27 protein-coding genes are annotated in these 25,562 nt (G+C 69.2%); 10 read left to right on the forward strand and 17 right to left on the reverse strand.

The annotated features are described in order from the left end of the window. Window positions 1-66: 66 nt before the first annotated feature. Together LC452_RS02185 and LC452_RS02190 are read right to left on the reverse strand one after the other, a co-directional pair. Window positions 67-1,023: a carbohydrate ABC transporter permease gene (locus LC452_RS02185; protein WP_223622382.1), complete on the reverse strand. Its 957-nt coding sequence runs from the start codon at window positions 1,021-1,023 to the stop codon at window positions 67-69. Beyond that, complete coding sequence (locus LC452_RS02190) at window positions 1,023-1,925, reverse strand: carbohydrate ABC transporter permease (protein ID WP_374197753.1); 903 nt, start codon at window positions 1,923-1,925, stop codon at window positions 1,023-1,025. Before LC452_RS02190 ends, LC452_RS02185 begins: the two co-directional genes overlap by 1 nt. 285 nt (window positions 1,926-2,210) lie before the next feature. Here LC452_RS02190 and LC452_RS02195 point away from each other — a divergent pair, with 285 nt between their 5' ends. Further along, a complete protein-coding gene (locus LC452_RS02195; RefSeq protein ID WP_223622384.1) occupies window positions 2,211-2,699 on the forward strand; it encodes an NADPH-dependent FMN reductase in 489 nt (162 codons plus the stop codon). A 12-nt stretch (window positions 2,700-2,711) separates the two neighbouring features. Here LC452_RS02195 and LC452_RS02200 read toward each other — a convergent pair whose 3' ends face one another. Further along, entirely contained in the window at window positions 2,712-3,521 is an 810-nt protein-coding gene (locus tag LC452_RS02200; RefSeq protein ID WP_223622385.1) for a M55 family metallopeptidase, read from the reverse strand. A gap of 104 nt (window positions 3,522-3,625) precedes the next feature. Then, window positions 3,626-4,219: a TetR/AcrR family transcriptional regulator gene (locus LC452_RS02205; RefSeq protein WP_223622386.1), complete on the reverse strand. Its 594-nt coding sequence runs from the start codon at window positions 4,217-4,219 to the stop codon at window positions 3,626-3,628. Window positions 4,220-4,338: 119 nt separating this feature from the next. Here LC452_RS02205 and LC452_RS02210 point away from each other — a divergent pair, with 119 nt between their 5' ends. Genes LC452_RS02210 through LC452_RS02220 form a run of 3 tightly spaced genes read left to right on the forward strand, consistent with a single transcriptional unit; the run spans window position 4,339 to window position 6,655 of the window. After that, window positions 4,339-4,902 (forward strand): hypothetical protein, encoded by a 564-nt coding sequence (locus LC452_RS02210; RefSeq protein WP_223622387.1) that lies wholly within the window; start codon window positions 4,339-4,341, stop codon window positions 4,900-4,902. Then, on the forward strand, window positions 4,899-6,317 hold the full coding sequence (locus LC452_RS02215) for an NAD(P)/FAD-dependent oxidoreductase (protein WP_223622388.1): 1,419 nt from the start codon (window positions 4,899-4,901) through the stop codon (window positions 6,315-6,317). The genes LC452_RS02210 and LC452_RS02215 overlap by 4 nt, the downstream gene beginning before the upstream one ends. Before the next feature lie 32 nt (window positions 6,318-6,349). Further along, window positions 6,350-6,655: an EthD family reductase gene (locus tag LC452_RS02220; RefSeq protein WP_223622389.1), complete on the forward strand. Its 306-nt coding sequence runs from the start codon at window positions 6,350-6,352 to the stop codon at window positions 6,653-6,655. Window positions 6,656-6,718: 63 nt separating this feature from the next. Here LC452_RS02220 and LC452_RS02225 read toward each other — a convergent pair whose 3' ends face one another. Genes LC452_RS02225 through LC452_RS02240 form a run of 4 tightly spaced genes read right to left on the reverse strand, consistent with a single transcriptional unit; the run spans window position 6,719 to window position 11,789 of the window. Next, a complete protein-coding gene (locus tag LC452_RS02225; protein WP_223622390.1) occupies window positions 6,719-7,876 on the reverse strand; it encodes a Gfo/Idh/MocA family protein in 1,158 nt (385 codons plus the stop codon). Between the two features lie 60 nt (window positions 7,877-7,936). After that, window positions 7,937-9,484, reverse strand: coding sequence for a GMC oxidoreductase (locus LC452_RS02230; protein ID WP_223622391.1), 1,548 nt, complete (start codon window positions 9,482-9,484; stop codon window positions 7,937-7,939). Next, window positions 9,481-10,425, reverse strand: a complete 945-nt coding sequence (locus LC452_RS02235; RefSeq protein ID WP_223622392.1) for a sugar phosphate isomerase/epimerase — start codon at window positions 10,423-10,425, stop codon at window positions 9,481-9,483. Before LC452_RS02235 ends, LC452_RS02230 begins: the two co-directional genes overlap by 4 nt. A 38-nt stretch (window positions 10,426-10,463) precedes the next feature. Further along, the gene (locus LC452_RS02240; protein WP_223622393.1) at window positions 10,464-11,789 is read right to left on the reverse strand and encodes an MFS transporter; all 1,326 of its coding nucleotides are present in this window, start codon (window positions 11,787-11,789) and stop codon (window positions 10,464-10,466) included. Window positions 11,790-11,899: 110 nt separating this feature from the next. On the opposite strand from LC452_RS02240, the gene LC452_RS02245 reads away from it, so the two are divergent. After that, a complete protein-coding gene (locus tag LC452_RS02245; protein WP_223622394.1) occupies window positions 11,900-12,508 on the forward strand; it encodes a TetR/AcrR family transcriptional regulator in 609 nt (202 codons plus the stop codon). A 36-nt stretch (window positions 12,509-12,544) separates the two neighbouring features. Here LC452_RS02245 and LC452_RS02250 read toward each other — a convergent pair whose 3' ends face one another. Beyond that, complete coding sequence (locus LC452_RS02250; protein WP_223622395.1) at window positions 12,545-13,252, reverse strand: aspartate/glutamate racemase family protein; 708 nt, start codon at window positions 13,250-13,252, stop codon at window positions 12,545-12,547. A 66-nt stretch (window positions 13,253-13,318) separates the two neighbouring features. On the opposite strand from LC452_RS02250, the gene LC452_RS02255 reads away from it, so the two are divergent. Continuing rightward, a complete protein-coding gene (locus LC452_RS02255) occupies window positions 13,319-14,149 on the forward strand; it encodes a zinc-ribbon domain-containing protein (protein WP_223622396.1) in 831 nt (276 codons plus the stop codon). A gap of 48 nt (window positions 14,150-14,197) precedes the next feature. Next, entirely contained in the window at window positions 14,198-15,601 is a 1,404-nt protein-coding gene (locus LC452_RS02260) for a threonine/serine exporter ThrE family protein (RefSeq protein ID WP_223622397.1), read from the forward strand. A gap of 7 nt (window positions 15,602-15,608) precedes the next feature. On the opposite strand, the gene LC452_RS02265 is transcribed toward LC452_RS02260, so the two are convergent. Then, entirely contained in the window at window positions 15,609-16,241 is a 633-nt protein-coding gene (locus LC452_RS02265) for a DUF1684 domain-containing protein (protein WP_223622398.1), read from the reverse strand. 123 nt (window positions 16,242-16,364) lie between these two features. Continuing rightward, complete coding sequence (locus tag LC452_RS02270) at window positions 16,365-16,769, reverse strand: heme-binding protein (RefSeq protein WP_223622399.1); 405 nt, start codon at window positions 16,767-16,769, stop codon at window positions 16,365-16,367. 142 nt (window positions 16,770-16,911) lie between these two features. Here LC452_RS02270 and LC452_RS02275 point away from each other — a divergent pair, with 142 nt between their 5' ends. After that, window positions 16,912-18,123 (forward strand): lipid-transfer protein, encoded by a 1,212-nt coding sequence (locus LC452_RS02275; RefSeq protein WP_223622400.1) that lies wholly within the window; start codon window positions 16,912-16,914, stop codon window positions 18,121-18,123. Here LC452_RS02275 and LC452_RS02280 read toward each other — a convergent pair. From LC452_RS02280 to LC452_RS02305, 6 genes are read right to left on the reverse strand one after another with little or no spacing between them, the layout of a single operon-like run. Then, window positions 18,102-18,833 (reverse strand): alpha/beta fold hydrolase, encoded by a 732-nt coding sequence (locus tag LC452_RS02280; protein ID WP_223622401.1) that lies wholly within the window; start codon window positions 18,831-18,833, stop codon window positions 18,102-18,104. The genes LC452_RS02275 and LC452_RS02280 overlap by 22 nt on opposite strands. Beyond that, window positions 18,830-20,371: a long-chain-fatty-acid--CoA ligase gene (locus LC452_RS02285; protein WP_223622402.1), complete on the reverse strand. Its 1,542-nt coding sequence runs from the start codon at window positions 20,369-20,371 to the stop codon at window positions 18,830-18,832. Before LC452_RS02285 ends, LC452_RS02280 begins: the two co-directional genes overlap by 4 nt. A 50-nt stretch (window positions 20,372-20,421) precedes the next feature. Next, window positions 20,422-21,567 (reverse strand): acyl-CoA dehydrogenase family protein, encoded by a 1,146-nt coding sequence (locus LC452_RS02290; protein ID WP_223622403.1) that lies wholly within the window; start codon window positions 21,565-21,567, stop codon window positions 20,422-20,424. Next, window positions 21,567-22,391: an SDR family NAD(P)-dependent oxidoreductase gene (locus tag LC452_RS02295; protein ID WP_223622404.1), complete on the reverse strand. Its 825-nt coding sequence runs from the start codon at window positions 22,389-22,391 to the stop codon at window positions 21,567-21,569. The genes LC452_RS02290 and LC452_RS02295 overlap by 1 nt, the downstream gene beginning before the upstream one ends. 14 nt (window positions 22,392-22,405) lie before the next feature. Next, window positions 22,406-22,807, reverse strand: coding sequence for a MaoC/PaaZ C-terminal domain-containing protein (locus tag LC452_RS02300; RefSeq protein ID WP_223622405.1), 402 nt, complete (start codon window positions 22,805-22,807; stop codon window positions 22,406-22,408). Next, window positions 22,804-23,265 carry a MaoC family dehydratase N-terminal domain-containing protein gene (locus tag LC452_RS02305; RefSeq protein WP_223622406.1) on the reverse strand — a complete coding sequence of 154 codons (462 nt, stop codon included), beginning with the start codon at window positions 23,263-23,265 and terminating at the stop codon, window positions 22,804-22,806. Before LC452_RS02305 ends, LC452_RS02300 begins: the two co-directional genes overlap by 4 nt. A 146-nt stretch (window positions 23,266-23,411) precedes the next feature. Here LC452_RS02305 and LC452_RS02310 point away from each other — a divergent pair, with 146 nt between their 5' ends. Together LC452_RS02310 and LC452_RS02315 are read left to right on the forward strand one after the other, a co-directional pair. Then, window positions 23,412-24,611: a TetR/AcrR family transcriptional regulator gene (locus LC452_RS02310; protein ID WP_223622407.1), complete on the forward strand. Its 1,200-nt coding sequence runs from the start codon at window positions 23,412-23,414 to the stop codon at window positions 24,609-24,611. A gap of 76 nt (window positions 24,612-24,687) precedes the next feature. Beyond that, entirely contained in the window at window positions 24,688-25,560 is an 873-nt protein-coding gene (locus LC452_RS02315; protein WP_223622408.1) for an alpha/beta fold hydrolase, read from the forward strand. The last annotated feature ends 2 nt before the right edge of the window (window positions 25,561-25,562 follow it).

Here is a 25,562-nt window from a genome sequence, read left to right on the forward strand (position 1 = left end):
GTGACGAGAGTGCACGGGGTTCCTTTCGGGTTGGGAGGAGGAGGAAGAGCGGCCGACGACGAGGCGTCAGCCCTTCACGCTTCCGGCGGCGAGTCCGGATTGCCAGAAACGCTGCAGGGCGAGGAAGACGATGATGATGGGGATGATCGCGAGCAGGGATCCGGTGATCACGAGGTTGAAGATGACGTCGCCGTCGGCGGTGGATGCCTGGGCGTTCCATTGGTTCAGCCCGACCGTGAGCGGATACCACTGCGGATCGTTGAGCATGATCAGCGGCAGGAAGTAGTTGTTCCAGCTGCCGACGATCTCCAGGAGGAACACCGCGAGGAGACCGGGAGCCATCAGGCGCAGCCCGATCGTGAAGAACGTGCGGAACTCCCCCGATCCGTCGACGCGCGCCGCTTCCAGCAGTTCGTTCGGTATGGAATCGGCGGCGTAGACCCAGAGCAGGTAGAGGCCGAAGGGTGTCACGAGCGACGGGATGATGATCGCCCAGGGCGTGTTGGTGAGGCCCAGCTGGCTGAAGAGAAGGAAGGTCGGGACGGCGAGTGCGGAGCCGGGCACGGCGATCGCGGCGAGGACGACGGCGAAGACAGCGCGCCGACCGGGGAATGAGAACTTCGCGAGTCCGTATCCGGCCAGGGCCGCGATCAGCGTCGAACCGCCGGCACCGATCAGCGTGTACATGACGGTGTTGCGGAACCAGGTCAGGAAGACGCCGTCATCGTAGGTGAAGACGCCGACGACGTTGTCCACGAAGGAGTTGGTGTCGGAGAACCAGAGACCGAACGTCGTGAAGAGGTCGTCCACCGACTTGGTGGAGTTGACGACGAGCCAGAACAGCGGGAACAGGCTGTAGAGGAGCACGAGCGTCATCGCGCCGGTGAGCAGCCACGACCGCCGGGGGGTGCGACTCGGGGTGGGGGCGAAGCGCACCGGCTTGTACCTTCTGCGTCTCGTGCTGCGCGCGGCCTGAGCCGAGGCGGATGCGGCGGGTGTCGCGGCATCGGTGATCGTGGCCATCAGATGTCCCTCCGGAATCCGCGACGCTGCACCAGGAAGGCGACCACGCCGGTGATGACGCCCATGATCAGGGCGACGGCTGCTGCGGCGTTGTACTGGCCTCCGGCGAAGGACAGGGTGTAGGCGTACATGTTCGGGGTGAAGTCCGTGCTGATCACGTTGGGCGCGAGCGAACGGAGGATGTTGGGCTCGTTGAACAGCTGGAATCCGCCGATCACCGAGAAGGTCGCCGCGACGATGACCGCCGGCCAGATGGCGGGCAGCTTGATCGAGAAGATGATGCGCCAGGCGCCGGCGCCGTCGATGGTCGCCGCCTCGTACAGCTCCGTGGGGACGACGCGCAGCGCGGCGTAGAACACGAGCATGTTGTAGCCCATGTAGAGCCACAGACCGATGTTGCTGATGGCGGGCAGGACGAGCGCGGCGGACAGCGGGTCGGGCAGAGACCAGCCGAGCAGGTCGTTCAGATTCCCTACGAGGCCGAACTTGGGCCCGTAGATGTATCCCCACAGCAGCGTCGCCACGACGCCGGGCACCGCGTAGGGAAGGAAGATGCCCAGCCGGAAGAGAGCGGGTGCGTGGAGGCGGGCGCTGTCCAGAGCGAGTGCCGCCAGCAGGGCCAGGCCCATCATCACCGGCATCTGAATCGCCACGAACAGCGCGACCCGGCCGACCGACTCCCAGAACGCCGGATCGGCGAGCTGACGCGCGTAGTTCTCGAAGCCGACGAAGGAGACTCCGCCGATCATGCGCTCCTGGAACAGGCTCAGTCCGAGCGAGTAGATCAGTGGCATCACCGTGGCGAAGAGGAACACCAACAGGAAGGGGGCGATGAAGAGCAGGCCGACGAGTGCGCCTCGCCCGCGCCGTGGGCGCTTCTTCACAACAGACATCGACGTCATGGGTGCTCCGTGCTGTAAATCGGTTGCCTCAAGGATGACAAGCGTCATCCGGTTTGTCAAATCCTTTTCATGATCTGCTGTCCGATATGTTGCGCCTGTGAATTACTTGCAGCACTCGCGGGGGCGGAAGACTCGAGAGAGGGTAGATGACCGCGGCTGGGAAGCAGGTGACGACAGGGGCGGTGTTCGCGATCCCTCTGCGTCGCCCGGTGACATCGCGGGTGTCGAGCATCCGGAATTCGAGCACAATGGTGCCCATTCGTGGATGAGGAAGGCGGGGACGGCATGACGTCGATACAGGTGATCGGGAACCCGAAGGAAGGCTCGCGCACGCGCGAAGCGGCCGAGCTCCTGGCGGAGGCACTGACCGACGGACCGCGCACCACCATCGAGCTCGCGCCGCTCGGGCCGTCACTGCTCGGCTGGGGCGATGAGTCGGTCGCCGCCGCGCGGGATGCCGTGGCCGGAGCCCGCCTCGCCGTCTTCGCCAGCCCGACCTTCAAGGCGACCTACACCGGCCTCCTCAAGCTGTTCCTCGAGAAGTTCGACGGCGGCACCGGCCTCGCCGGCGTCACCGTCGTGCCGCTCATGCTCGGCGCGAGCGAGCGGCACGCCCTCGCGCCGGAACTCACGCTGCGCCCCGTGCTCACCGAACTCGGTGCCGTGACGCTGCCCGGGCTCTACCTCCTGGACAGCACCTTCCGCGACGACGGCGAGATCGCCGCCTACGCCGCGAAGTTCCGGCCGGTCGTCGACCGCCTGTCCGAGGCGTGAGGCAGGGGCTCGTCAGCCCGCGGTCTCCCACAGCAGCGCGCAGACGTCGAGCAGCTGCTGCGGAGACTCCGCGTCGAAGGAGAGCTGCAGGCGATCGATCTGCCGCATGCCAGGGATCAGCGCACCGATCTCCGCGTGGACCGGCGTCTTCAGGTCGACGGTGAGTTCCAGCCGATCGGGCACTGCGGGCACCGGCATCCGATCCACGTTCTCGACGGCAGCGCGCGCCTCGGCGCGGATCATCTCCCGCGCACGGAACGGATGCACCGACTGCGCGGAGAACTGGGCGACCGCCTGCTTCACCTGAGCCGTGCGGATCCACGGGTACGCAGCGCGGGTGAGCCCGCAGATCTGATCATCGCCGGTGACGAGCCCGACCGGTACACCGAGGGCCGCCGCCTGGAGCACGCCGAGATCGGTCTCCGACGCCGTCTCCCCGTTCACACGGAATCGGGTGAACGCGAGCGATGACAGGGTGTGCGAGAAGACGCCCGGGGCGCCGGCCGGGGCATGGAATCCGACGAAGAGCGCGACATCGTGATCCGGGGTCAGGCCCTGGATCATGCACTGCGCCTTGGGGCGCCCGTTCACGAGCTCCGCCCGCTCGTCCAGCAGTTCGGCGAGCAGATTGTCCATCGACCCGTGCGCGTCGTTCACCACCACCGATGTGGCTCCGGCGTCGAAGGCGCCCGCGATGGCCGCGTTGGCCTCTTCGGTCATGAGGCGCTGCGACGCCGGGTAGTTATGGCCGCCGTGGTACGCCTGGTCCGGAGTCGAGACCCCGGCGACGCCCTCCATGTCGACGGAGACGAAGACTCTCATGCCGGTTCCCTTCCTGCGCTCTGCGTCGAGTCTCGTCGCCGCTCAGCGTCGGTGCATCGGCGCATCGCACAGGAACGACCGCCCGCGATCGTCGGATGCGACGATCAGGCGCGACCGTCGCCGAGGATCGAGACGTATGCCGCCTCCAGGGATCCGGCGACCGCGGGCGAGTCACCCAGGTAGCCGTTCACCATCGCGCCGTCCCGGAGGATCATGAGCTGATTCGCCACGGAGCCGACGTCGCGCGCGCCGGCCTGCTCGGCGATCCCGGCGAAGAAGTCCCGCATCCATCCGCGGTGCGTGTCGACGGCGACGCGCACCGGATCGTCGGGATCGGGATACTCCGCCGCCGCATTGATGAACGCGCAGCCGCGGAACCCCGGGCTGCAGCTCGCGGCTCCGATCCCTGCGGCGATCGTGCGCGCGGTGGAGAGCGGATCTCCGTCATGGACGGTGCTCGTCATCCACGCCTGCTCGGCAGCCGACTGCTGCTCGAGGTAGGAGACGACGAGGTCGCTCTTGGCGCGGAAGTGACGGTAGAAGGTGACCTTCGTGATGCCGACCTGCTCGATGATGCGATCGGCGCTCGTCGCCCGGATGCCGTGGTTGTAGAAGAGCTCGTTGGCGGCGTCGAGGATCCGCTGACGCGTGCTCGCGCCGCGGGTCCTCCCCTCGGGGGCGATGGTCTCGTCGTGCACTTCGGGCTCCGGTCGTGGTCGGGCTGGTTGCGCCAGCGCTGGAAGCAGTCTATGGTTTCCAATGTAGACGTACTAGTAACTCTACCATCCACAAACTCTCTCAGAAGGAAATGTCGAGCATGTCCGATACCGCTTCCCCCACCGTCCTCAGCAGCGCACTGCGCCGCCTGTACTTCATCCGCTTCGGGTTCACCATCGTCTGGGCCGCGCTCCTGTTCGCGACCGGCGGGACGATGGGTCCGTTCCTCACGATCCTGCTGATCGTCTATCCGCTCTTCGACGCGGCATCCGTCTTCTGGCAGATCCGCGCCGAAGGCGACAACCGCCGGGCGAAGGTCTCGGAATGGATCAACGTCATCGTCAGCGTGCTCGTCGCGATCACGCTCGGCTGGGCGTCGACGGTGTCACCCGCGATCGCCCTCACCGTGTGGGGCGTGTGGGCGATCGGCGCCGGTCTTCCGCAGCTGATCACCGCCATCCGCAACCGTCGTACCGGCGGACAGGTGCCGCAGATGCTGTCGGGCGGGATCTCGCTGTTCGCCGGCGCGGCCTTCGTGGCGCAGGGTCTGCAGGGCAACGGGATGATCACCGGAGTCGCGGGCTACGCGCTTCTCGGCGCGGTGTTCTTCCTCATCTCCGCCATCCGTCTCTCGAGCCTGCTGCGCAAGAAGGCCGCAGCATGACCGCCACCACCGCACACGACTACGACCTGATCGTGATCGGCGGCGGACCGGTCGGCGAGAACGTCGCCGACTACGCCACGAAGCGCGGCATCCGTGTGGCGATCGTCGAATCCGAACTCGTCGGTGGCGAATGCTCCTACTGGGCGTGCATGCCGTCGAAGGCGCTCCTCCGCAGCGGGCACGCGATCCGCGCCGCCCGCCGCCTGGCCGGGGCGCGCGAAGCGGTCGCCGATCACCTGGATGCCGCCGCGGTGCTCGCACGACGGACGGCGTTCACCGACGACTGGAAGGACGACGGCCAGGTCTCCTGGCTCGACTCCGCCGGCATCGACCTCATCCGCGGGCGCGGCCGCATCACCGGAACCGGGGAGGTGACCGTCGGCGATCGCATCTACACCGCGAGGGCCGTCGCGCTCGCGACCGGTTCCGTTCCGGTGCTGCCGCCGATCCCCGGGCTCGCGGATGCCGCGCCGTGGGGCACGAGGGAGGCCACCTCGGCCGACCGTGTTCCTCCCCGGCTCGCGATCATCGGGGGCGGCGTCGCGGGCACGGAGCTCGCCTTCGCGTTCTCCTCGCTCGGCTCGCAGGTCACGCTGCTCTCCCGCACCCGCCTGCTCGAGCGCGAGGAGCCGTTCGTGGGCGAGCATGTCGAAGCGGCACTCGACACCGAAGGGGTGACGGTCTATACCGCCGCGCGCCCGTCGCGGGTCGATCGCGACGCCGACGGCATCGTCACGATCACCCTCGAGGACGGCACCACGATCAGCGCCGACGAACTTCTCGTGGCGACGGGGCGACGTCCTGCCACCGACGACCTCGGACTCGAGGCCCTGGGACTGGACGTCCGCCGCGGGATCGCCGTCGATGACACCCTGCTCGTCACCGGCACCGACTGGCTCTACGCCGTGGGTGACGTCAACGGGCGCGCGCTGCTCACCCATCAGGGCAAGTACCAGGCGCGAGCGGCCGGCGAGGCCATCGCCGCACGGTTGAACGGCTCGCCCGTCTCGGACGAGGCGTGGGGACAGCACGTCGCCACCGCCGACCATGTCGCTGTGCCGCGGGTCGTCTTCACCGATCCCGAGGTGGCGGCGGTGGGTCTCACCGAGGAGGGCGCGAGGCAGAAGCAGCTCGACTACCGCGCCGTCGAGTACGACCTCGGCTGGGTCGGCGGAGCGAAGCTCCATGCCGACGGCTACAGCGGACGCGCGAAGCTCATCGTCGACGAGGCGCGCGGCGTGGTCGTCGGCGCCACGTTCGTCGGACAGGACGTCGCCGAGCTCGTGCAGGCGGCGACCATCGCGATCGTCGGCGAAGTGCCCATCGAGCGGCTCTGGCACGCCGTGCCCGCCTACCCGACCATCAGCGAGATCTGGCTCCGCCTTCTCGAGACCTACGGCCGACCGGCCGCCTGACACCCGCAGCAACCATATAGAGAGAAGAGATCATGCCCACGAAGATCACCATCGTCATCGAGAACCCCGCCGACCCGACCGCATTCGAGGCCGCCTACCCGGAGATCGCCGGACTCGCCCGGCAGCTGCCGGCGCTGCAGCGCTTCGAGTCCGCCAAGGTCTGGCCCAAGGAGGACGGAACGCCGACGCCCGCGCACCGGACCCTCGACCTGTACTTCGAGAGCTACGACGCCGCGTCGGCTGCGGTCGCGACACCGGTCGCCGGAGAGTTCTTCCAGCGCCTCATCGGCGCCGGAGTGCCGTTCATCGGCCTGTTCTCCGACGTCGAAGAGGCCTGACCGCGCCGCAGGGCTCGCCGCGGGCTCGCCGCGGGCTCGCCGCAACTTCGCAGAACGCTCGGGTCAGAGGCGCAAAGGTTCGCGGATGCTGCGCACCTCGGCATCCGCGATGTCGATCCAGGATCGGGATGCCGCGGAACGCGCGACGGCGTCGACGATGCGCGCCGAGCGGAGGCCGTCCGCGAAGTCGGGAAGCCCCTCCGGATTGTCGCCCCGGATGGCGGCAAACGTGTCGGCGACGAAGGCTGTGAAGCAGTCCTGGTACCCCTGGGCATGCCCCGCCGGGAGGTAGGCGAGACGATTCTGGTCCGGCGACATCGGCGCCGTCCCCCGGGCGATGATGCGTGCTCCGTCGGCCGCGCCGAGCCACGCCGTCTCCGGCTGCTCCTGGTCGAAGACCGCGGAGCCCTCCGCGCCGTCGAGCTCGAACCAGAGCCGGTTGCGGCGGCCGGCCGCGACCTGCGACACGACGACGTTCGCCGGCACGCCGGCGTCGGTCACGAAGGTCGCGATGGCGACGTCCTCCGTCGTCACCCTGGCCGTACGGGCTCCGGCATCGGCGAGCGAGAACGAGGCCGCCGAGGCCACCGGACGCTCCGGCACCGCGATCGAGAACACGGCGCTCGCGGACGCGAGGCGCTCACCGCTGACGAACTCCACCAGGTCGCACCAGTGCGAGCCGATGTCGGCAAAGGCGCGGGAGACACCGCCGGTCGTGTCGTCGACCCGCCAGTTCCCGGCATCCGGCGACAGCATCCAATCCTGCGTGTACGAACCGTGCAGTGCGTTCCACCGCCCGAACGACCCGGACAGTCGTCGCGCCCGCAACTCCCGCACCACCGGGTGGTACCGGTAGACGAAGGGCACCGTTGCGACGAGCCCCGATGACGCCGCGAGATCGACGAGACGCACGGCACCCTCGACGGATGTCGCCAGCGGCTTCTCGCAGATGACGTGCCGGCCGGCGCGCAGCACGGCCTCGCTGTAGGCGACGTGCGTGCCGTTCGGCGTGCAGACGTGCACGACGTCGACATCGGCTCTCAGGAGCGCGTCCAGGTCCCGGAATTCGACGGCGTCCCAGGCGTCCGCGATCGCGGCCGCCCTCCCGGGACGCGAGCCGAGGAAGCCGACCACCTCGCCGCCGGCCGCCCGGACCGCCCGCGCGTGGACGGTCGCGATCATGCCGCTGCCGATGATGGCGGAGCGGATACCTCGTGTCATCGTCTCTCCCTTCGTCGATGGCGGGCGGATGCCGGAGGCCCGGCATCCGCCCCGTCCGGGTCAGCGCGCGGCTGACGTCTCCGTGGCGAACTCTGCGGCGAGAGACGCCGCGAGTTCCGTCGCCGCGCGCCAGGCGAGCGCGACGGTCGTGAGCGTCGGGTTCGCCGCGGTCGAAGTCGGGATCACGCCGTTGCCTCCGACATACAGGTTCTCGACGCCCCAGACCCGCAGCCGCTCGTCGCACACGGAGTTGCCGTCATCGACCGCACCCATCCGTACCGTGCCCTGATAGTGCAGCGACGACCCGCCGGCGGCGAGCGTCGGCTCCTCGACGAGCATGCCGATGCGTTCGGCCGACCGGATCGAGTTCGCCCGCATCTCGGCGATGGTCTCCAGATCGCGCTCGGTGCGCGCGTACCGGATCGACATCTTCGGCATGCCGTAGAAGTCCGTCTCCGTCTCGCTGAACTCGACGGCGTCCTCGTAGCGGACGTCCTTCGCGGCGTACCAGGCGAGGATGCCGAGGCGCATCGCCGCCGCATCGTCACCCATCGCGAGGGCGTACGGCGAACCGGCGAGCGCCATGACGCCGCCCTGCATGGGTCGTGCATCCGAGAACGGGATCAGCACGTAGCCGAGCGCCTTCGGATCGCGATCGAACGCCGCCGGATCGAACTCGTCGGACAGCTGCACGAACGAGGCCATCTGGAAATGCTCGTTGAGGTGGTGGCCGAGTGCGTCGGGACGGACGCCGGAGGCGAACAGCACCTGCGGTGTGCGCAGACCGTCGGCGCACACGACCACGCGTGCCGCGCGGACGGTGTAGATCTCACCGCTGACGCGGTCCTCGAGTTCCGCACCCACGGCGACGCCGTTCTCGACGACGACCCGCCGGGCGAGCGTCTGCGGTCGCAGCTCGAATCCCGGCACGGATTCCTCGATGTCGCCGAGGATCGCCCCGGTGCCCGAGAACGTCAGGCGGTCGCCCTCCCAGTGGGTCGCGCTGGGCATGAAGCCCACCGGGGTGAGCCCCGGGCCGTCGAACTCATCGGCCATCGCCGCATAGATCTCGGCGGCGAGGCCGGTCCCGGGAGGAGCCTGCACGGTGACGCCGAGCACCTCCTCCGCGTGCGACAGCGCCGCATCCATCTCGTCCTCGGGGATGAACGGGATCCGCTCCGACTGATGCGGACGCGGGGTGGAAGTGCCCCAGTGGATGCCCATCCCGCCCACTCCGGTCGACATGCTCGCGGCGGGCAGGCCCACCTCGCCCTCGCGCAGCATCGGCCGCGAGTCGACGAAATGCAGGCCGGGGAGAATCGTCTGGCGGAACTCGAGGCTGGGATCGAGACCCTCGGCGATGTCGAGCAGCGCGGCGGCGCGCTCGACACCGGCGTCGGGACCCTGAGTCAGGAGCTGGGCTGCGGCCCGCTCCTCGTCGTCCATGTTCTGCGTGTGATTGCCCCGTGCGCCCGGCACCCGGGGACCGAGCTCGACCATGAGGATGCGCGCCTGCGGAACGAGTTCGCCGAGGGTGCGTGCGTACATCGATCCCGCGGGACCGCTGCCCACGATGAGGACGTCGACGTCATCGTTGCGCGCGCTCATGCGCGGACCTCGGCCGCCTCGCGAGCGACCTCGAGCACGCGCGCGCTCTTGGCCCACGGATCGCCTCCCGACCCCTCGTACTCGATCGTGAGCGGGCCGTCGAAGCCGTGATCCCGGAGGATCCCGATCGCGCGGCCGAGATCCACCGGGCGGACGACACCCTCGTCATCGACGTCGTGCGCCTTGACGTGTACGAGCTCGGCGCGCGGCGCCAGGGCCTCGATCCCGGCGTAGACCGACGTGAGATCGACGTTCTCGAGGAGCGCGACCGGATCGATCTCGGGCGCGCCCGGCGGCTGGAACATGAGCGCCATCACGGGCTGCATCAGGGCGTCGAAGTTGCCCAGATCGAGCAGCAGCCCGAGATGCTCGGAGCCGACGGCGTCGAGCAGACCGAGCATCCAGTCCGGGTCGCTGCTCGGGCCGCCGTGGTTCTCGACGAGCAGGCGCGCACCCTGTGCGGCGGCATGATCGCCGAGTTCGACCAGCGCCTCGACGAGGTGCACCGGCGGCTGTTCGCCGTGGTGCGGGCTGAAGGGAGACCCCGGGTTCACCCGCACGAAGCGGGCACCCATCTCGGCGAAGCGCGTGATCCAGCGCTTCAGCTCGGCCACATCCGCCGCGCGCTTCGCGTCATCGGCTTCGAGCAGGTCGCCGGCGTCGATCGCGACGTTCAGCAGACGCACACCGGATGCCGAGAGCCCCTCGGCGAACGCGTCGAGCTCGGGATCCTCCAGGCCGCCGCGGAACTGGAACGCGACCGTCTCGATCTGGTCGACGCCGAACGCCTCCTTCGCCCTCGCGGGGAACTCGGCGAGGGTGGTGAGGCTCTGGTACGGGAACGAGAAGGTCTTGGTCTCGCCCTCGGGATCGGTGAAGCTGAACTCGACCGGGCCGAGATGCTCGCGCACGCTGTACGACGACATGGACAGTGATGTCATGGTGTTTCTCCTGTCAGGGGTGGGTCAGAGAGGGCGCGTCAGACGCCCGTCGGAACGGTGGTCGGCTCGTCGGCCTCGCGGGTGATCAGGGCCCAGCGCTTGTCTCCCTCGCGTCCGAGTTCCGGAAGGCGCAGCACGAACAGCGCACCGACGATCGCGAGCACCGCGAGCGTCGTGTAGAGAGCCCCGAACCCGCCGAGACCGAGCAGGAAGGGCGCGATGAGTGGGACGAACGACTGCGGGAGGGTGTTGGCCATGTTGATGATGGCGAAGTCCTTGCCGGCGTTCTCGGCGCTCGGCAGCATGCGCACGCAGAGTGCGCTGTCGATGGAGAAGAACAGCCCGGTGCCGACACCCAGGATCGCGACCGCGACGTAGACGACCTCGATCGTCTGCGCCGAGCCCTGCAGGATGAGCGCGCCAGCCCCGAGGATGCCGGCGGCGATGACGAAGGGCTTCTGCCGGCGGATGCGATCCGAGATCGGTCCGGCGACCACGCTCGTGACGGCGAGCAGGCCGACCGAGATCAGGGACAGCAGCAGAACCGTGCCGCCGACCTCCTCTGGCGAGATGCCGAAGCGGTCCATCAGGAAGAACGCGTTGTAGGTGCCGCTCGCGTAGGCGCAGGTGAGGAGGAAGCGCACCAGCCAGGCCCAGCCGAACGCCGGGTGCTTGCGCGGGTTCAGCCAGAACGAGAGCGCGAGCTGCTTGAGGTTCAGGCCCTCCTGGCCTGGAGCGGGGATGTGCTGCGGGTCTCGGAGCAGGAAGACGGCGACGATGCCCAGCACGATCGAGATCGCGGCGACGGTCCCCCACTGGGCGATCGGATCGGTCATGGTGCTGACTGCGGCGATGCCGGCAAGGGGCCCGACGGCGCCTGCCAGACCGACGAAGCCCGACACGGTGCCGCGGCGGAACTTCGGTACCTGATCGGCGAGCAGAGCGCTGGTCGCGGCCTGCTGGAAGTTGAAGAGGGTCTGGGTGATGGCCCACACCACGGCGACCTGCCAGATCTCGGTCGTGAAGGCGAAGGCGAAGACCGCGAGGGATCCGCCGATCGCGCCGGTCAGGATCCATGTGCGCCGCCGACCGAAGCGCCCGGCCGTCCGGTCGCTGATGCGGCCGGCGAGCGGGTTGGCGACGAGGGCGAACAGCGCGCCGATGCCCGTGATGAAACCGAACGCGGCAGCCGCGTCCGCGCCGGCGATCCGGGTGGTCTGCAGCGTGAGGAGAAGCTGCAGCGGGGTGAGTAGGGCGATCAGCGCTCCGACGTTCGACGAGAACATCGCGGCGATGAGGCGAGGCAGACGGGTCGCGGGCTGATCGGGTCGATCCTCGACGGCGACGTCGGATGGGGTCGTCATGGCACTCCTTCGTGCAGATGAAAGTCACTCCATAGTGGAAGTGACTCCCACTATGGAGCTTGCCCCATGTTCCTGTCAACAACCTCGTGCATCCGACCTAGACTGCTGTCGTGGGACTGCGACAGATGAAGGCGGAACGCACGCGGCGACAGATCGCCGACGTGGCCGTCACGGCGTTCATCGAGCAGGGGTACGACGAGACCACGATGGAGCAGATCGCGGAGTCCGCGGAGATCGGCACCTCCACGCTCTACCGCTACTTCCCCAGCAAAGAGCTGCTCATCCTCGAGCCCTTCTCCGAGGTGCTCGACTACGGACGATTCCTCCGCGACCGGCCGGCGGATGAACCCGTCGACGTCGCGCTCACGTCGGCGTTGCTCGATCTCGCGGACGAGTTCTCCGACGACAGTCGACGCATCCCGGAGATCCGCCGGATCATCGACGCCTCCGCCGTGCCGCGCGCGCGACTGTGGGACATCTACCTCAGCAGCCGCGCCGACTTCGAGGTGGCCCTCGCCGAGCGCATGGGCAAGGAGCCGACCGATCACAGCGTGCAGGTGACCGTCGGCATCGCCCTCGACCTCTTCTACCGCGTCGACGAGCAGTGGAAGGGCGACCACCGCACCGACTACCGCACGCTCTTCCGGCAGGCACTGACCTCGCTGCGGGAGGCGACGATCATCCTCCCCGCCCTGCCGGCGGACGTGCGCACGCCCTGACGGGCTCGGTCGCGAATCATCTCTGAGGCCGGCAGCTCAGGCGCCCGGCCGGAGGTCCACTCCCGCCGCGGCGAGCGCGGCATCGACGTGCAGCGCGGTCGTCGGGAACACCGGCACCGGAGCGTCGTCGGACGACACCAGCAGCTCGATCTCGGTGCAGCCGAGGATGATGCCCTCGGCCCCCTGCGCGACCAACCTCTCGATGACCTCGCGGTAGAGCGCACGTGATTCGGCTCGGATGACACCGTGCACGAGTTCGTCGTAGATCACGGCGTGCACGGCCGCCCGGTCCTCGGCGTCGGGAACGAGCACCTCGATTTCCTGCTGCTCGAGCCGCTCGCGGTAGAACGGCTTCTCCATCGTGAACGCCGTGCCGAGCAGGCCGACTCTGCGGACTCCGGCGCCGAGCACGGCTGCGGCGGTCGTGTCGGCGATGTGGAGGAACGGGATGCCGATCGCGGCCTCGATCACGTCCGCGACGAGGTGCATGGTGTTCGTGCAGAGCACGATCATGTCTGCACCGGCGCGCTCCAGCCCCTGCGCGTGCTCCGCGAGCAGGGCCTCGGCAGCGTCCCAGTCCCCACGGCCCTGCAGCTCTTCGATCTCGGCGAAGTCGAGCGAATCGAGGATGATGCGCGCGGAGTGGTGACCGCCGAGCGCGTCGTGCACGCGCTCGTTCGCGAGCCGATACCACTCGAGGGACGACTCCCAGCTCATGCCGCCGAGAACCCCGATCGTCTTCATGCCTCCAGCCTATGGCGGCCTGCGCTGCGGGAACCGATGTCGGTCGGCGCGACTATCGTCGCCCTCGTGCCGGAGCCAGTGCAGCAGTGGTGGGCGAGGAGACAGTTCTCGCGCGGCGTCGCCGTGCCCTACGCGGTGGGCACGTTCCGCGCGGCGTGGGCGGCGTATCCCGAGCTGATCCGGCAGTACCACCCCGAGCTGAACCACGGAGTGACGCTCTCGCAGGTGCCGCTGGGTGCCGACGTGCTGCTGTGCTGGGAGTGCGCCGTCGGTCACCGGTTCGCCGCGACCCCGACCGAGCAGCGCGAGCGACCCGGACGCGTGCGTCGACGCTCGGCGTGGTGTCCGGAATGCTCGACGCTGGCGCGGCCGCAGCCCGTCATCCTCGGCGAGGCGCGGGCGATCCCCGCGCGACCCCGAAAGCCCGCACCCGCGCTGTGCACCAAGACGCCGGATCTGCCGAAGGGCACCGCGTTCCTCAGCGTGTGCGCGCCGAAGCCGGCGTCGGCCGCCGAGGCGAAGCTGCGGGCCGCACTGACCGATCGCCTGGTCTTCACCGGGGACGTGAATGCGGTGAAGGTCGCGCGACCGTTCTTCCGACACACCGAGGTGTGGCCCGACATCCTCCTCCCCGAGCTGCGGATCGCCCTCGAATACGACACCGTCGGCCGGCACGGCCTCGAGCACGTCGGCTCGCGCGAGGAGACCGATCGCCGCAAGGACCGCGCCCTACGGGGCGCCGGGTGGGAGGTCGTGCGCGTGCGCACCGGAAAGCTCGAGCCCCTCGGACCGCACGACGTGCAGCTGGCGTCGATCGGCGCGCGCGGGGTCGCGCTCATCGTCGACCGGCTGCGCGACATCCGCGGGGCGCTGATGGTCGACGCGTACCTGCGCTGATCGAGCGCCCCGCCTGGGCGCACCGCGCGGAGCCGGGAGAATGGAACGATGTCCTCGAAGTCCCCGCGACGGCTGCTCGCCTCCGTGCGCCGCATCGTGCACACCGATCCCGCAAGCGTGGCACCCACCGAGGTCATGCCCGTCATCGACGAGCGCATGGTGCCCAGGGTGCTGGACCTGTCGACCCGCATCGGCGAGTCGATGTTCGCCATCGGAGCGTCCGCGCACGAGGTGACCCTCGCCATCACGCGGGTCTGCGACGCCTACGGTCTCCGCGACGTCCAGGTCGATGTCACGTACAACTCGATCACCGTCTCGTTCCACCTCAGCGGCGAGGTCTGGCCGGAAACTCTCGTGAGGGTGGTCCGCGTCGCCGCACCCGACCATGCGAAGCTCCAGCGGGTGCAGGCGCTGGTCTCGGACATCGACCGCGGGCTCGACCTGGACTCCGCCCGCACGGCGTTCCGCGTGATCCGCCGGATGCCGTTCCGCTATCAGCAGCCGGTCGTCGTGGTCGCCCGCGCGATGCTCGCCGTCGGTGTCAGCATCCTTCTCGGTGCGTCGCCGATCGTCGTCGGCCTCACCTTCGTCGCGGCCCTCGCGGCCGCGATCACCCAGGCGGGTCTCGCGCGTCTTCGCGTGCCGCTGTTCTTCAGTCAGATCGCCGGCGGTTTCGTGACCACGGTCGTCGCGGTCGCCGTGTCGGCCCTGGGCACGGCCGGAATCGCGCCGTTCGTCGGCATCCGTCCGTCGATCATCGTCGCCTCCGGAATCGTGCTCATGCTCGCCGGTCTCACGGTGGTCGGTGCGGCGCAGGATGCGATCGACGGCTTCGCCCTGACGGCAGGCGGGCGCATCCTCGATCTCACGATGCAGACCCTCGGTGTCGTGATCGGCATCCTCGTGGGTCTGGAGCTGGGCAGCGTGCTGGGGTTCACGATGGACCTCCCCGATGACCCCGCACCGTTCGGGCCGCTCGTGAGCGTGTTCGCCGGAGCCATCATCATCGCGGTCGCCGTGGCGGTGTTCAACGGTGCCGGCATCCGGATCATCCTCGTGAGCGCCCTCCTCAGCGCCATCACGATCGCGGGATACACGCTCGCCTCTCTGCTGCAGCTCCATCCGGCCGCCGCGAGCGCCCTCGGTGCCCTGCTCGCCAGCTTCGTCGGCGTGCTGATCGCGCACAATCTGCACGTGCCGTCGGTGGCCGTGACGACCGCCGCGATCGTGCCGCTCGTGCCCGGTGTCGCCGTCTTCCAGGGCCTGCTCGAGATGGTCCACACCGGCGGCGGCTCGGCATCCGACGTCGTGGGCGCCGGCGGCTCTCTCATCTACGCGGCGGTGATCGGGGTCGGCTTGGCCTCCGGTGCGTCGCTGGGCCTCTACCTCGGCACCCCGGTGCGGGCGACCCTCGGGAGCGTGACCAGGACGCGAGCTCTCGTGCGCCGCTGACGTCGGTTCAGTCCGTGCCGGCGTACCGCTCTCCGACGGGGATCGCGATCGGCAGCACGTTGCCGGGCTGCGCGAGCGGGCAGGCCCACGCCGGGTCGTAGGCGCACGACGGGTTGTAGGCGAAGTTGAAGTCGAGCACGATCGTGCCGCGCTCGGCATCCGATCCGAGGTCGGCCCCCTTGATCGTGTCGATCAGGTAGCGTCCTCCGCCGTAGGTGCCGTCGGGGCGTCCGGCCAGCGCATCGCGCACCGGGATGAACAGTCCCCCGCCGTAGGTCGTCAGGCGCCAGATGTCGAGGGTTCCGGCATCCGGGATCTCGACCTTGCCGATGCGCTCGAACGGCACGACACCATCGGTGCCCGTGGCGAAGTCGAAGCCACCGGGCTCCGCCTCGAGGACCGGCAGCTCGAAGCGCCATTGCGGGTCGTACGACGCGATCGGCAGCCCCTCGAACATCAGCCGATCCTCGGAAAGCAGCGGAGTCGCCGGATGCCGTGCCATCAGGTCGTCGCGTTCGATCCGCCAGAGCTCGTGCGCCTCTTCCGGAGACGCGGCACGGCGCACGGCGTCGTAGAGAGCGAAGACGCGGCGGCGCCAGTCGACGACTTCGGCGGCGGTGCGGGCTTTCGTGAGCGTCATGCTCCCCAGGCTACGCGCGGGCGGACTCAGGTCGGGCTGATCTCCGGGGATGCGACCGGATGCGACCGGATGCGCCGAGCGGGCGGCTCCCGATCGAAGGGAGCCGCCCGCTCGGCACGTGCTCTACAGGGCAGCGGCGCCCGCCTCGGCGACGCTGTGGTCCTGCTCGCCGGAACCGCCGCTGACGCCGACCGCGCCGACGACGACGCCGTCGCGCTTCAGCGGGATGCCGCCGGCGAAGATCGCGACGCCGCGACCGTGGGCGTTCGTGGTGTGGATGCCGAAGAACTGCTGCGTCGGCTGCGCGTTGTCGCCGAGGTCCTTCGTGGTGATGTCGAAGGCGCGGGAGGTCCAGGCCTTGCTGATCGAGATGTCGATGCTGCCGATCCACGCGCCGTCCTGTCGCACATGAGCGACCAGGTTGCCTCCGGCGTCGACGACGGCGATGTTCATGGGCTGACCGATCTCGTCGGCGCGCACCTCGGCGGCGGCGATGATCCGGCGGGCATCCTCGAGGGTGACGGACATGGTGTTCCTTTCGATCGAGCGTGCGTGTTCGCGAGGATCTGCGTGACCCTCGCGATTTCCAGGCTACGGGGGTCTCCCCCGTCGAGGCCGATTCCGGGTCCCCCCTTGACATCAGTAAGTGAATTGCGGTTAGTATCAAGACATGACCAGAACTGGTGCGCGCGTGTTCGTCGTCGGCGTCGGCATGACGAAGTTCGAGAAGCCCGGGCGACGCGAAGGCTGGGACTACCCCGACATGGCACGGGAGTCCGGCACGAAGGCACTCGAAGACGCCGGCCTCGACTTCGACGCGATCGAAGAGGCCTACGTCGGCTACGTGTACGGGGAGTCGACCGCCGGCGAGCGCGCCGTGTACGAGCTCGGCATGACCGGCATCCCGATCACCAACGTCAACAACAACTGCTCGACGGGTTCCACGGCCCTCTACCTCGCAGCGCGCGCCATCCGCGGCGGCCTCGCCGACTGCGTCCTCGCACTCGGCTTCGAGAAGATGCAGCCCGGATCCCTCGCGCTCGACACGTTCGCCGACCGCGAGGCTCCGCTGCGCCGGCACATGAAGGCCCTCGAGGAATCGTCGCCGATGAGCGGCCCGCCCGCGGCCTGGATGTTCGGCTCCGCCGGCGCCGAGCACATGCGCACCTACGGCTCCACGGCCGAGCACTTCGCGAAGATCGCGCAGAAGAACCACCGTCACTCCACGAACAACCCCTACGCGCAGTTCCAGGACGAGTACACGCTCGAGCAGATCCAGGGCGACAAGATGATCTACGAGCCGATGTCGCTCACCCGACTGCAGTGCTCGCCCACGTCCGACGGCTCCGGTGCGGCGATCGTGGTCAGCGAGGACTTCGTCGAGAAGCACGGCCTCGCAGGCCAGGCCGTCGAGATCGTCGGCCAGTCGATGGTCACCGACATGCGCTCGACCTTCGACTCGCACACCGCCCGCGACCTCGTCGGCGCGGACATGAGCCGCAAAGCCGCGGCAGCCGTCTACGAGCAGGCCCAGATCGCTCCCGCCGACATCGACGTGATCGAGCTGCACGACTGCTTCTCGGCCAATGAGCTGCTGACGTACGAGGCTCTCGGGCTGGCAGCCGTGGGCGAAGGGCATCACCTCGTCGACTCCGGCGACACGACCTACGGCGGCCGGTGGGTCGTCAACCCGTCCGGAGGGCTCATCTCCAAAGGCCACCCCCTCGGCGCGACCGGCCTGGCGCAGTGCGCCGAGCTCACCTGGCAGCTGCGCGGCACCGCCGACAAGCGACAGGTCGCCGGCGCGACGGTGGCGCTGCAGCACAACATCGGCCTGGGCGGCGCGGCGGTCGTGACCGCTTACCGCCCTGCGGAGCGCTGAGCACCCTCGGGCACCAGCACATCGCGCAGCACCTCAGCGAGACCCGCAGGGTTCTCGGTGTGGAGGTCGTGTCCGCCCTTCATGCGGCGGACATCCCATCCTGCAGCGGCGAGCGCCGCAGCGACCTCCGGGCGGACGGCGAAGCTCTTCTCGGCGAGCACCAGGGTCGACGGCACCACCGGCGCGCCCACCGGGAACGGACGCTCGAGATACGACGATTTGATGTCGATGAGGCTCGTCTCGTCCCATTTCGCCCATTCCGCGCGGAGCCGCCCGAGGGCCTCGGGCGGCTGCTCGCGGCTCAGCGCGCGCAGCATCCAGTCCGGGAACCTCTTCTGCCGCGGCCCGAGGAACGGGATCAGCCAGAGGTGGAAGGGCGCCATCGCGAGTGCCGGGTCGATCCCGATGAGGCGCTTCGGCTGCAGCTCCTCGGCGGCCCACGCGGTGGTGAGGCCGCCGAGCGACTGGCCGATGAGCAGGTCGAGATCCTTCGGCAGCGTGTCGACGAGGTCCTCGGCGAAGTCCGCGACGCGATAGCGGTCGCCCCGCGGACTGTCGCCGTGCCCGCGCTGGTCGACCAGGATCAGCCTCAGGTCGTGCTCCTGCAGGTAAGGCGCGAACTCCCGCCACACGTCGCTGCTGCGCGAGGCGCCGTGCACCAGGGCCGCGGTGCGCGACCCCGCGCCGACGATGACGGTGTTCAGCTTCACGAGACGGCGACCGGTTCGTAGTCGCGCAGCCGGAGGTCGCGCTTGAGCACCTTGCCCTGGGCCGAGAGGGGCAGCGCCTCGAGGAAGCTCAGGCTGCGGGGGATCTTGTATCCCGCGATGTGCTCGCGCGCCAGCACCTGGATCTCGTCGAGCGTCACCTCCTGCCCGGGCTGCCGCACGACGACCGCGTGCACGCGTTCGCCCCAGCGGTCGTCGGGAAGGCCGATGATCGCGACCGCGGCGACGGACGGATGCTTCGCCACCACGTTCTCCACCTCGACGGAGTACACGTTCTCGCCCCCGGTGATGATCATGTCCTTGATGCGGTCGACGACGTACACGTACCCGTCCTCGTCCATATAACCGCCGTCGCCGGTGTGCATCCAGCCGCCCCGCAGGGCGTCGGCCGTCTCCGCGGGCTTGTTCCAGTAGCCGACCATGGTCGCCCCGCCGCGTGCGACGATCTCGCCGACCGTACCGCGAGGCACCTCGACGTCGTCCTCGTCGACGATCTGGACCTCGGTGTGCCAGCCCGCGCGACCGGCGGAGCGCCGTCGCACCGGATGGTGATGGTCGACCGAGAGCAGCATGGTCGCGACGGGCGCGAGCTCGCTCATGCCATACGCCTGCAGGAAGGTCGCCTGCGGGAAGAGGAGCGCGGCGCGATCGAGCAGCGCCTCGGAGATCGGAGACGCCCCGTAGACGATGTGCTTCATCGACGACAGGTCGCGGTCGCTCGCACCGGGCAGATCGACCATCATCTGCAGCATCGTCGGGACGACGAGCACGTCGGTGCCGCCGCGCTTCTCCATCGTGTCGAGCACCCCGGCCGGGGTGAACGCGGGCACGAACACGTGCGTGGAGTTGAGGATCAGTCCGCCGATCCACGACGCGATGTCGGCGAGGTGGAACATCGGCGCCACGTGCAGCAGCCGCCCCTCGGGGGTGAGGAACTCCCCCGACGCGACGCAGCCGAAGCCCGAGGTCATCATGTTGTCGTGCGACAGCACTACGCCCTTGGGCACGCCCGTCGTGCCGCCGGTGTAGAAGATGCCGAAGATGTCGGAACCGCCGCGGCGGGCGTCCTCGATGGGGGCGGTGTCGGCGATCTGATCCTCGTAGCGCAGCATCCCGTCGGGAGTCGGCTTCTCGCCCGCGTGGATGAGCGTCGTCAGCCCGGGCGCGAGGGGGCGCACCGACTCGACCAGCTCCAGCCAAGTGTCGTCGACGATGAGGGTCGCGATCTCGCACTCCGCGAACGAGTGCGCGATCTCGGCCGGGCTCCACCGGTAGTTGACGGGGACGACGACGCCGCCGGCCCACGGGATCCCGAGGAGCGACTCGTGGAACACGTCGGAGTTCAGGGAGACGACGGCGACGCGGTCGCCGTCGTCGACGCCGGCTTCCCGCAGCGCGCCCGCAAGGCGGGCGATGCGATCGGCGGATGCCGCGACCGTGCGGATACGGTCGCCGGCCACGGTGTGCTCACGGTCGGGGGTGAGCTGCAGCGAGCGGTGCAGGGGCTGTGTGACTTCCATGTTCTCTCCTTTGAGACGTGGTGACTGTGAGACGTGGTGGCTGCTGTGGCTCAGGCGAGCCGCAGGGACTTGCCGATGAGGTCCTTCATGATCTCGGTGCTGCCGGCGTAGATGCGCTGCGCCCGCGAGTCGAGCCAGAGCTGCGTGATCGGATGCTCCGGCAGATAGCCGTTGCCGCCGTGCAGCTGCACGCCCGTGTCGAGCACCCGCCACATGAACTCCGTCGTCCACCACTTGGCTTCGGCGGCATCCACCGGCGTCAGGTCGCCCGCGTTGAGCGCGCGCACGCAGTCGTCGACGAAGGACTGCGCGATGTCGAGCTCGGTCACGAGCTCGGCGATCGTGAAGCGCACGGTCTGGTTCGCGCCGATCGGCTTGCCGAACGTCTCGCGCGACCGCACATGATCGATCGTCAGATCGAGCCCGACCCGCGCGGTCGCCAATGCGTGCGCGGATGCCGTGACCCGCTCCTGAGCGAGGTTGCGGGTGAGTCCGCGGAACCCCTCGCCCTCGGTGCCGAGGGTGTCGGCGACGGGGACGCGCACGTCGGTGAAGGTGATCTCGGTGGTGTTGTGCGCGGCCATTCCGACCTTGACGAGGTTGCGTGCCGAATAGCCGGGTGTGCTCGTGTCGACCACGAGCAGCGTGAGCCCGCGATGACGGTCCTCACTCGTCCGCGCCGCGACGATGAGGAGTCCGGCGTTCAGCCCGTTGCCGATGAACTTCTTGGTGCCGTTGACGACCCAGTGATCGCCGTCGCGCACCGCGGTGGTGCGGATGCCGGCGAGATCGGATCCCGTGCCCGGCTCGGTCATCGCGATGCCGAGGACGGTCTCCCCACGGATGACGCCGGGCAGCCAGCGGGCCTTCTGCTCCTCGGTGCCCATGTCGACGAGGTACGGGGCGATGATGTCGACCACGAGGCTCGGACCGACGATCGGCGGGAAGACGAGCAGCCGCGTGGCCTCTTCCGTGAGGATCATGTTGTACCGGAAGTCGGCGACCCCGGTGCCGCCGTACTCGGCCGGCATCCCGTGGGCGAGCGCGCCGATCTCGGCGAGCCCGGTGTAGAGCTCGTCCCCGACGACGCCGTTCTCGATCCAGGTGGGGTTCGCCGGCACGACCACGCGCTCGAGGAACTCGCGCACACGGGAACGGTAGTCCTCGTGCTCCGCTTCGTACAGGTGACGTCTCATCAGAGGAAGAACCCTCCGCCGCAGACGACCACCTGCGCGCTGACGTAGTCGGACTCGGGCAGACAGAAGAGGTACACGGCGCCGGCGGCGTCCTTCGGGGTGCCGGCGCGGCCGAGCGGGATGAGCTGCTCGGTCATCGTCTTGAGCTGATCGCTGATGCCGACCTTGATGGAGTTGCCGGCGACGTCGATGTGGTCGGCGCCGTCGGTCGATGTGAGCCGCGTCTCGATGAGGCCGAATGCGACCGCATTGACCGTGACGTTGTAGCGACCCCACTCCTTGGCGAGGGTCTTGGTCAGGCCGACGATCCCCGCCTTCGCGGTCGAGTAGTTCGACTGCCCGGCGTTGCCTCCGAGGCCGGCGAGCGACGAGATGTTGACGACCTTCCGGGCTCGGGCGACGCCGTGCTCGGCGGCTTCCCGCTTCGCGGCTGCCGAGATGATCGGCTGCGCGGCGCGGAGGATGCGGAACGGCGCCTTGAGATGCACGTCGAGGATCGCATCCCACTGCTCGTCGGTCATCTTCTGGATGACCGAGTCCCAGGTGTACCCGGCGTTGTTGATGATGATGTCGATGCCGCCGAAGGCCTCGACCGCGGTCTGCACGAACCGCTCGCCGAAGTCGGCGTCGGTCACGCTGCCGATGCAGCCGACGGCTTGGCCGCCGGCGGCGAGGATCGTGTCGATGGTGTCGTTCGCGGGCTCGGCGTCGAGGTCGTTGACGACGACCGACGCTCCCTCGCTCGCGAGCTTGAGGGCGATCTCCCGGCCGATCCCTCGACCGGAGCCCGAGACGAGGGCGACTCTGCCTTCCAACGTTCCCATGTGCGTTCCTCTTCTCAATCGACGGTGACGACAGCGCGGCCGGTCAGGGTCACGGTGCCGTCGGCGAGCGTGACGGCGACGTCGACGGTCGCGAGACCGTCGTCGACCGCGGCCACGACGCCGGTGCAGGTGGGCTGGGCATGGATGGGGGTGATGGCGGCGAACCGCACCTCGAACGAGCGGATCCGCTCCTGCGGCACCCACCCGGTCAGCATCCGTCCGAGATACGCCATCGACAGCATCCCCTGCGCGAACACGTCGTCGAGTCCGGCGGACCTCGCGAGGTCGCTGTCGAGGTGGATCGGATTGTGGTCGCCGGAGGCGCCGGCGAAGAGCGCGAGCGTGGTGCGGCTGATCGGCGCGAGCTCGAGGGCGGGCAGCCGTGTGCCGACGGCGAGTTCCTGAAGCCCGATCATCGCGCCGCCTCCTGCTCGGGATGCCGCACGACGACGGTGTCGGTCAGTGTGGCGATCGGCTCGCCGTCGCGGGTGACCTCGGTGTCGACGACGATGAACTCGAGCGCGCCGCCGCGCTTCTCGTATACCTCGGCGATGCGCGGAGCGAGACGCAGCTCGTCGCCGGCGAAGGCCATGCGCGCGTAGTCGTAGCGCTGGGATCCGTGCAGGACGAAGCGGGGATCGACGCCGAGGTCCGCGAGCCAGGACATCGGGTCGGGCTTGTCGAGCTTGAGTCCGAAGAGGAACGTCGGCGGCACCGGAAGGTCGGGGTACCCCGCGTCGACGGCGGCGTCCACATCGAGATAGCGGGGGTCGGTCTCGCCGATGGCTTCGGCGAAGAACCGGAGTCTCCCGCGCTCGATGACGGCGACGTGCTCGGGCAGCGCCCGTCCCACCGCATCCTTCGGTACTGGCATCCGATCCTCCTCGATCTGACTAACCGCGATTCACTTGCGAGGAATGTAACACGGATTCCCGGCAAGGGCGAGGGCGATGTGAATCCGAGTTAGCAAAACACCGGACGAACGAGCCGCGGTCCCGGCGCCTCTGCGATCATGGGAGCATGACGTCGGTCGCCGCAGAGACGCCCCCCAGGGGCACTCGGCCGCGCAATCGTCGGGCGATCACGATCGAGGCGGCGACGGAGCTCTTCTGGAAGCGCGGTTACGCCGGTGTCAGCATGAGCGACATCGCCGAGGCCACCAACGTCGGAGCATCCGCCCTCTACCGCCACTTCCCCGGTAAAGCCGAGGTGCTGGTCGCGGCCGTCCAGACCGGACTCGCGGGCTACGGGGCCGTGCTCGACGAGGTCGATGCCGGAGAGCACGAGCAGGAGGGGCGACTCCCCTTCCTGCTGCGGCGCCTCGCCGAGACCTCGCTCGATCACCGCGCTCTCGGCGCACTGTGGCAGCGCGAGGCCCGCAGCCTCGACGAGCCCGAGCAGCGCCTGTTGCGGGATGAGCTGGCCCGGCACACCCACCGGGTGGCCGAGATCATCCTCGCCGACCGCCCCGAACTGGATGCGGGAGCGGCCGACCTGCTCGCATGGTGCGCGATGGGCGTCCTCGTCAGCCCCAGCTTCCACTCCGCCACCCTGCCGACACCCGACTTCGTCGCCGTGATGGTCGACATGGTCTCGACGATCGTGTCGATGCCGATCCCGTCGGGCGAGCAGGCGGATGCCGCGGTCACCGCCGCACCGCCGCACGAGTCACGCCGCGACATGATCATCACGGTCGCGACCGAGCTCTTCGCCGAGCGCGGCTTCGCCGCCACGGGCATCGACGAGATCGGCGAAGCCGTCGGGATCGCAGGACCCAGCGTCTACAGCCACTTCGAGAACAAGGCCGCGATCCTCGTCGCCGCGATCGATCGCGCCCACGCCATCCTGCGTATCGATCGCGATGAGATCCTCGCGACGGAACTCCCGCCCGAGCAGAAGCTCTCCCGCCTCGTCGATTCCTACGTGACCGTCGCGAACAGCGACCGCGCGGTCATCCGCATCCTGCTCTCCGAGCTGATGAACCTCCCCGAGGAGGATCGCCGCACGGCGCGTCAGTTGCAGCGGGACTACATCGACGCCTGGGTCGAGCTGCTGCGCGCCTTCACCGACACCGACGCCACGTCGGCGCGCATCCGTGTGCAGGCGGTGCTGCTCGTCGTCAACGACGCCGTGCAGACCCCGCATCTGCGCGAGAGGGACCGGTTTGAGCGGACCATGAAGCGCATGTCGAAGCTGCTCCTGACCATAACCGACGCCTGAGGGCCCGTGATAGCGTAAGTGAACAGCGGTTCGGTGCGCTCCGCGCCGAACACTCTTCGAGAAGACGCAGGGACCGATGACTGACGCACCCGCCTGGTTCACCGAAGCCCTCGCCGTCACCACCGCCGTCGGCACCGTCGAGGTGGCCGGCGCGCGCATCGCGTATCGGACGTGGGGCACGATCGGCGACGATCCCCATGACGTCCTTCTCGTGCACGGCGGGGCCGCGCATTCCCGGTGGTGGGACTTCATCGCCCCGCAGCTCGCCGCCGGCCGCCGCGTGGTCGCCGTCGACCTCTCCGGGCACGGCGACAGCGGGCGTCGCCCCGCGTACTCCGTCGAGCAGTGGATCGACGAGCTGGATGCCGTCATCGACGCGGCGCAGCTGCGACCCCGTCCCGTCGTCGCCGGTCACAGCCTCGGCGGCATGATCGCCTCCGCCCTCGCCGGGCGCACGACGCCCGAGCTCGGCGGTCTCATCGTCGTCGACTCGCCCATCGAGCCGAGCGGACCATGGCCGCGCACCGAGGCCGACGCCACGTTCAGCACGCCCCGGGTCTATCGGTCGCTCGCCGACGGCGTCGCGCGCTTCCGCCCCGTCCCGCCGCAGCACTCCCTGCCCTACACAGCGGCGCACATCGCCGCCGCGTCGCTGCGCGAGGTCGCGGGCGGCTGGAGCTGGAAGTTCGATCCCGCCTTCGTCGCGATGACCGGCGATCTGCCGCACACCCTCGACGGCCTGGCATGCCCTGCCGTGTACGTGGCGGGCGAGCACGGCATCCTGAGCCCGCAGGGGCGAGCGGCGCTCGATGCGTCGACCGAGGTGCGGGTGATCGAGATCCCGGATGCCGGGCATGCGATGATGCTCGACCAGCCGGTCGCGCTCACGCAGGTGCTGCAGGATGCTCTCGCCTGGTTCGCCGTCGTGGAGACCGCGCGCACCGTCTAGCG

Origin of the sequence: Microbacterium sp. EST19A, assembly GCF_019969685.1 — a bacterium.
Lineage (GTDB): Bacteria > Actinomycetota > Actinomycetes > Actinomycetales > Microbacteriaceae > Microbacterium.